Genomic DNA, 6,639 nt, shown 5'->3' on the forward strand with positions numbered 1-6,639 from the left:
GGACGAGTTGCTGGTCGCCTTGGCGCCCGCCAGCGCCGCGCCCCTGGTGGCGCGTCAGATCCCCATCTGGGAAGACGAGCGCGTCACCGGCTTCGTCGACCTGGCGCTGGAGCGCGCCTTCGTCCACCGGCCCGGCGCCCAGGCCCAACGCATCGACATCTCTCCAGAGCTCGCGACGCTGGAAGCCGACGCCCGCTTCCACATGCTGGAGCAACTGGCCGACTTCGACGACGAGTTGATGGAGCAACTGATCTCCGACGTCACCCCGGCGCCCGACATGGTCTTCGCCGACCTCGTGCGCGAGATGAACGAGGGCCTGATCGTGCCGGTGTTCTTCGGCTCGGCGCAGACCGGCTTCGGCATCGGCCGGCTGCTGAAAGCCCTGCGTCACGAGACGCCGGCGCCGGAGCGCGCCGCGCGCCGCCTGGGTATTGAGGCGCCCGGCGCCTGCGTCTTGAAGACCACCTACGCCGGCCAGGCCGGCAAGCTCGCCTATGTGCGCACCTTCGGCGCCAAGATGGCCGATGGCGCGGATTTGCTGACTTCAAGGGGTGAGCGCACCCGGGTCGGCGGGCTATTCGCAGTACATGGTGCGGCCCTGAAGAAGATCACCGCCGCCGAGCCCGGCGACATCGTGGCGATCGGCAAGCTCGAACAGGCCTGTGTCGGCGAGGTGATGTCGCTGGCCGGCAAGCCTCAAACGCGGCCGTCGCCTGACGCGCGGCCGCCCTTGTTCGCGCTCGCGGTCGCCGCCAGCAACCGGCAGGACGATGTGCGGCTGTCCGGAGCGTTGGCCAAGCTGGTCGAGGAGGACCCGGGCCTGTCGCTGAAGCACGACGCGGAGCTTGGCCAGGTGTTGCTGACCGGCCAGGGCGAGGGCCATGTGCGCCTGGCCCTGGATCGCCTGAAGCGCCGCTTCGGCGTCGAGATCGCCACCACGCGGCCGCGCACGCCGTACCGCGAGGCGCCGGTGAAGTCTGTCACCCAGCGCGGCCGCCACAAGAAGCAGACCGGCGGCCACGGCCAGTTCGGCGACGTGGTCATCGAACTGCGGCCCTTGGCGCGCGGCGAGGGCTTTGTCTTCGTCTCGAAGATCGCCGGCGGCGTGGTGCCCAAACAATGGGTGCCGGCCGTGGAGCAGGGGATCCGCGACGGCCTCGCCAAGGGACCGCTGGGCTTCCCGGTGGTGGATCTTGAGGTGGCGCTGGTAGACGGCTCGCACCACAGCGTCGATTCGTCCGAAATGGCGTTCCGCGCCGCCGGACGCCTGGCGATCGAGGAAGCCCTGCGCAGCGCCGGCACCATCCTGTTGGAGCCGATCGAACGGTTGTCGGTCTACGCGCCGTCGGTATTTCTGTCGAACGTCACCTCCAGCCTGTCCTCCCGCCGGGGCCAGATTTTGGGCTTCAGCCCGCGCGAGGGCTGGTCGAACTGGGACACCATCGAGGCCTATCTGCCACAAGGCGAGCGTCACGATCTGATCGCCGAGTTGCGGTCGATCACCCAGGGGCTCGGCGCATTCGAGGGTCGTTACGACCACATGTCGGAACTGGCTGGCCGGCTGGCGGAGGAGGCGGCCCATCAGTGCGGCGCGTCGGCCTAACTAGCCGCCGGGTTTCAATCGTTTGGCGTTGGCGACCACGCCGGCATGGAACGGATTCAGGGCGGCCAGGCCCATGTCCATGCTGAGCGCGGTCAGCGCCAGGCTGTGCGACAGAGCGCGGCCGAAGAAGCGGGCGGCCGCTTCGCCCTGGACCAGGCCCGCCTCGATCGGCGAGCGTGAGCCGGCGAGATCGGCGATGCCGCCGCCGAGGCTGGCGGTCTCACGTAAGGCGTAGGAAGACGCCTCGGCGGCGAAAGCGACGCTGGAACGGGCGAGGGCGACACCCGAGGCCAGACTGGCGCCGGCCTTTTCGGCGATCATTGTCCCGGCCTCCGTCGCCGCGGCGATCGAGGGCGCATGCAGCGCCTTGGCCCCGATCGTCAGCCGCTCGGAAATCACCGCGGCGGAGGCGACGGTGATCTCGTGAACCTGTCGAGCCGCGCTCGCGGCTTGCTGGCGGATGCGTTCGGCGTTGGCGCGATCATTTGGCGACATGCGATCCCTTCGATTGCACAGCGAACGCGGTTAAGCTCTTTGTGCACTGCGGCGCAGCGTCTGCCACCGACGCGCGCACCTTTAAGATCCTGAGTTTGTGAGAGCGTAAAATTTCTCGTCTGACACTGAACTCCTCTGACAAGGTTGCGGTTAAGGACGCGCAAACCACGAAGGGGGCCGGGCTCGGATTGGAGCCAACATTCAGGATGGCCGAGCTCATCTACTCAGATTCCTCTTTGGACGACAGTCGCCTGCGCACGCGCTCGCGCCCCTCGCTGAGCGCCGCCATCGCGAGCGTGTTCGGCGCGATGGTTACCTTGACGATCGCCGCCTTCATCATGCCGCTGCTGCTGGTGATCGCGCTGTTGATCATGGCGCAGGACGGCGGCCCGGCGCTGTTTCGCCATCGGCGTCTCGGCAAGGGCGGCAAGCCGTTCTATTGCCTGAAGTTCCGCACCATGGTGGTCGACGCCGAAACCCAACTGGCCGGACTGCTGGCCGCCGACCCTGAGCTGCGGCAGGAGTGGCAGAACGCCCACAAGCTGCGTCATGACCCCCGCGTCACGCCGCTCGGCAGGTTCCTGCGCCGCTCCAGCCTCGATGAGCTGCCGCAACTGTTCAATCTGCTGCGCGGCGAGATGAGCCTGGTGGGCCCGCGTCCGATCGTGGAGGCCGAGGTGGACCGCTACGGATGGCGCTTCCGTCACTATTGCGCGGTCACGCCGGGCATCACCGGCCTGTGGCAGGTCAGCGGCCGCAATGACATCAGCTATCGCACCCGGGTGGCGATGGACACGCTCTATGCGCGTCGCAAGAGCCCGCTGTTCGACACGTGGTTGCTGATCAGCACCTTGCCGGCGGTTTTGCGCCGGCGCGGCTCTTACTGACCAGAGCCTCCGCGCCGGCTATGGTCGGCGGGTGCAACCGCTATCACCCCCTGCAGACTCCGCCCTCGATCTGATCGGCCGGACCCCGATGCTGGAGCTCACCGGCTTCGACACGGGGCTCTGTCGCCTGTTCGTCAAGCTGGAGAGCGCCAATCCCGGCGGCTCGATCAAGGACCGGATCGCCCGCTCGATGATCGAGGCCGCCGAGGCTGACGGCTCGTTGAAGCCCGGCGGGACGATCGTCGAGGCGACGGCGGGCAACACCGGGCTGGGCTTGGCGCAGGTCGGCGTGCTGAAGGGCTATCGCCTGTTGCTGGTGGTGCCCGACAAGATGGCGCGCGAGAAGATCCAGCATCTGCGCGCTCTGGGCGTCGACGTGCGGATCACCCGCTCCGACGTCGGCAAGGGCCATCCGGAATACTATCAGGACATGGCCCAGGCGCTGGCTGAAACCCTGCCGAACGCCATCTACATCAATCAGTTCGCCAATCCGGCCAATCCGCTGGCGCACGAGACCACGACCGGCCCTGAGCTGTTCGAGCAGATGGGTGGCGACATCGACGCCATGGTGGTGGGCGTAGGCTCCGGCGGCACGCTGACCGGGCTCGGCCGTTATTTCGCGCGCGTGTCGCCGAAGACCCGGATGATCCTGGCCGACCCGCAAGGCTCGATCCTGGCCCCGCTGGTGGAGACCGGCGAGACCATCGAGCCCGGCTCCTGGGTGGTCGAGGGCATCGGCGAGGATTTCGTGCCGCCCAACTGCGACCTGTCGCTGGTCGCCAAGGCCTACACGATCCCCGATCGCGAAAGCATCGCTGCGGCGCGCCTGCTGCTGACCAGGGCCGGGGTGCTGGGCGGATCGTCCAGCGGCACTTTGCTGGCTGGCGCGCTGCGCTATTGCCGCGAGCAGACCGTGCCCAAGCGGGTCGTCACCCTGGTCTGCGACACGGGCTCGAAATACCTGTCGAAGGTCTACAACGACCAGTGGCTGGCCGAACAGGGACTGACCGATCGGAGGCTCCATGGCGACCTGCGCGACCTGATCGCCCGCGCCGCCAGCGACGGGGCGGCGGTGACGGTGGGGCCGGACGACACGCTGCTGACCGCCTACAACCGGATGCGCCAGGCCGATGTCTCCCAGCTTCCAGTGCTCGATGACGGACGCCTGGTGGGGCTGATCGATGAGAGCGACCTGCTGGAGGCGGTCGAGGATCGGCGGGCCGAGCGGCGTTTCACCCAGCCGGTGAGCGCGGCGATGACGGCGCGGCTACACACCGTCCAGGCGCACGAACCGCTCGAGCGCCTGCTGCCGATCTTCGAGCGCGACGAGGTGGCGATCGTTCTCGAAGGCCGCGAGTTCCTGGGCCTGATCACCCGCATCGACCTGCTCAACTATCTGAGGCGCGAATCGTGACCGAAGATCCCCACGGCAAGAACCGGCTGGCGTTCGCGACCCGCGCCATCCACGGCGGCCAGCACCCTGACCCGTCGACGGGCGCGGTGATCACGCCGATCTACGCGACCTCGACCTACGCCCAGTCGAGCCCGGGCGTGCACCAGGGCTTCGAATATTCCCGCAGCCAGAACCCGACCCGCTTCGCCTTCGAGCGCGCCATCGCGGATCTCGAAGGCGGGACCCGCGGCTACGCCTTCGCCTCCGGCCTCGCGGCGATCGCGACCTTGCTGGAGACCCTCGACGCCGGCGACCACGTAATCGCCAGCGAAGACCTTTACGGAGGCTCCTACCGGCTGTTCGAAGGCGTGCGACGGCGCACCGCGGGGCTGGACTTCACCTTCGTCGACCTCGCTGATCTGGGCGCAGTCGAGGCGGCGATGCGGCCCGGCACTAAAATGATCTGGGCGGAGACGCCGACCAACCCGATGCTGCGGCTGGCCGACCTGCGCGCCATCGCGGATCTCGCCCGACGCGCCGGGGTGATCGCCGCCGCCGACAACACCTTCGCCAGCCCCTATGTGCAGCGGCCGCTGGAGCACGGGTTCGACGTGGTGATGCACTCCACCACCAAGTACGTGGGCGGCCATTCCGACATCGTCGGCGGCGCTCTGGTGGTGGGGGAGAACGCCGCCCTGGCCGAGCGGCTGGGCTACCTGCAGAACGCGCTAGGGGCGGTGGCCTCGCCGTTCGACAGTTTCCTGGCGCTGCGCGGGGTGAAGACCCTGGCCTTGCGGATGGCGCGGCACTGCGAGAACGCGCTGGTTATCGCCCGTTGGCTGGAGGGCCGGGCCGGGGTCGCGCGCGTGATCTATCCGGGACTTGAGAGCCACCCGCAGCACGCGCTGGCCCAGCGCCAGATGCACGGTTTTGGGGGCATGGTCACCGTGGTGCTCGACCGCGACCTGGAGGCGACCCGCGCCATGCTGGAACGCACCCGCCTGTTCACCCTAGCCGAAAGCCTCGGCGGCGTCGAAAGCCTGATCGAGCACCCTGCGATCATGACCCACGCCTCAATCCCGCTCGAGACCCGCGCCCGCCTGGGCATCGCCGACGGCCTGATCCGCCTGTCGGTGGGCGTCGAGGACGCGGGCGACCTGATCGCCGACCTCGACCAGGCCATCGGCTAGGCCGCAGCCGCGGGGATAAGTGTTCGCCTCATCGTTGCGAAACATTCGCAATTGAACCTGGAAGCCGGCAAGTCGCCGCCCCGTCCGTTGCACTCGAGAAATGCGCAACCCAAGCAGCGAATAGGTATTGCCGCTGTAGGAATTAAGGTCCTACCATCCTTGCGAACGCCGCGTCGTGGCTGGGGAGCCGGGTTTCAAAAGCCGGGTCTTCGTCGCCGCGAGAGTAGAGCGTCGAACGAGGAAACGCGATTTTGCAGCGCACCCACACCGAGGGGCCCGACTACTTTCACAAGGTCGTCGATTGCCAATGGGCCTGCCCGGCTCACACGCCGGTTCCCGAATACATCCGACTGATCGCCGACGGCCGCTACACCGACGCCTATATGGTGAACTGGAAGTCGAACGTGTTCCCCGGGATCCTGGGGCGCACCTGCGACCGCCCATGTGAGCCTGCCTGCCGACGCGGCCGCGTCGAGGACGAACCGGTGGCGATCTGTCGCCTGAAGCGCGTGGCGGCCGACAACAAGGACGACATCACCGCGTTCCTGCCGCAACCGCCAGTCGTGCGTAACGGCAAGCGCGTGGCGCTGGTGGGCGCAGGGCCGGCCTCGCTGGCGGTCGCGCGCGATCTGGCGCCGCTAGGCTACGACCTGGTGGTGTTCGACGCCGACGCCAAGGCCGGCGGCATGATCCGCAGCCAGATCCCCCGCTTCCGCCTGCCGGAAGAGGTGATCGATGAAGAGGTGGGCTACGTCACCGGCCTTGGCCTGGAGATGCGCCTGGGTCAGCGGATCGACAGCCTGAAGGCGCTGACAGGGCAGGGGTTCGACGCGATCTTCGTCGGCACCGGCGCGCCGCGAGGCCGCGACCTGGAGATTCCCGGCCGCCAGGAGGCCGCCGCCAACATCCACATCGGCATCGACTGGCTCTCCAGCGTCTCTTTCGGCCACATCGACCGCATCGGCCGTCGCGTGATCGTGCTGGGCGGCGGCAACACCGCCATGGACTGCTGCCGCACCTCGCGCCGCATGGGCGGGGAAGAGGTCACGGTCGTGGTCCGGTCGGGCTTCG

Annotated in this window: 6 protein-coding genes; 5 read left to right on the top strand and 1 reads right to left on the bottom strand. The window is 68.1% G+C overall.

Annotated elements, in window-relative coordinates:
* On the top strand, window positions 1-1,603 hold a 1,603-nt coding region (locus Q8M88_RS13170), incomplete at its 5' end, for an elongation factor G (RefSeq protein WP_305597614.1).
* Here Q8M88_RS13170 and Q8M88_RS13175 read toward each other — a convergent pair.
* Window positions 1,604-2,098 (bottom strand): hypothetical protein, encoded by a 495-nt coding sequence (locus Q8M88_RS13175; protein ID WP_305597615.1) that lies wholly within the window; start codon window positions 2,096-2,098, stop codon window positions 1,604-1,606. It lies immediately after the preceding gene.
* Between the two features lie 206 nt (window positions 2,099-2,304).
* On the opposite strand from Q8M88_RS13175, the gene Q8M88_RS13180 reads away from it, so the two are divergent.
* From Q8M88_RS13180 to Q8M88_RS13195, 4 genes are all read left to right on the top strand, one after another.
* Entirely contained in the window at window positions 2,305-2,985 is a 681-nt protein-coding gene (locus Q8M88_RS13180) for a sugar transferase (RefSeq protein ID WP_305597616.1), read from the top strand.
* Window positions 2,986-3,016: 31 nt separating this feature from the next.
* On the top strand, window positions 3,017-4,399 hold the full coding sequence (locus Q8M88_RS13185; RefSeq protein ID WP_305597617.1) for a cystathionine beta-synthase: 1,383 nt from the start codon (window positions 3,017-3,019) through the stop codon (window positions 4,397-4,399).
* A complete protein-coding gene (locus tag Q8M88_RS13190; RefSeq protein WP_305597618.1) occupies window positions 4,396-5,568 on the top strand; it encodes a cystathionine gamma-synthase in 1,173 nt (390 codons plus the stop codon). The genes Q8M88_RS13185 and Q8M88_RS13190 overlap by 4 nt, the downstream gene beginning before the upstream one ends.
* Window positions 5,569-5,819: 251 nt before the next feature.
* Window positions 5,820-6,639: FAD-dependent oxidoreductase (locus Q8M88_RS13195; RefSeq protein WP_305597619.1), on the top strand; the 820-nt coding region annotated here is incomplete at its 3' end.

It is taken from the genome of Phenylobacterium sp., from assembly GCF_030693805.1.
Lineage (GTDB): Bacteria > Pseudomonadota > Alphaproteobacteria > Caulobacterales > Caulobacteraceae > Phenylobacterium.